The organism is Bacillus sp. GbtcB10 (genome assembly GCF_019091365.1).
In the GTDB taxonomy this organism is placed as follows: domain Bacteria; phylum Bacillota; class Bacilli; order Bacillales; family Bacillaceae; genus Bacillus; species Bacillus altitudinis.
In genome coordinates this window covers 409-691 of the sequence record NZ_JAGXJP010000015.1, presented here as the reverse complement: position 1 = coordinate 691, position 283 = coordinate 409, and the positions used below count along the sequence as shown (strand labels likewise).

General features: G+C 32.2%; 1 protein-coding gene. It reads right to left on the bottom strand.

Annotation, left to right across the window (positions count from 1 at the left end):
* The coding region (locus KVT11_RS19520) for an HAD hydrolase-like protein (RefSeq protein WP_217609117.1) at nt 1–172 on the bottom strand (172 nt) is incomplete at its 3' end.
* Nucleotides 173–283 lie beyond the last annotated feature (111 nt).

Here is a 283-nt window from a genome sequence, read left to right as displayed (position 1 = left end):
CTTTCTGGTCACTAGAAACATTATAGTAGTCTAGTGCATGTGAGTATGAAATCTTTAATTTTTTATAAATCTCCTGTTTATCTATCTCTTCTCCAAGTACTAGTGAGAGTATTTTGGTATAGGCAGGATATGTATTAAAAAGTGTTCCGTCAAAGTCCCATAAAATATTCAATTAAATCACCCTTTCTATTCCATTTTATCACAAGAATGTGGTAGCCATACTCTTGTTTTCTTTGTATACTCCATACACTATCAGTTAACATAACGTCTCATTATCGGTAGT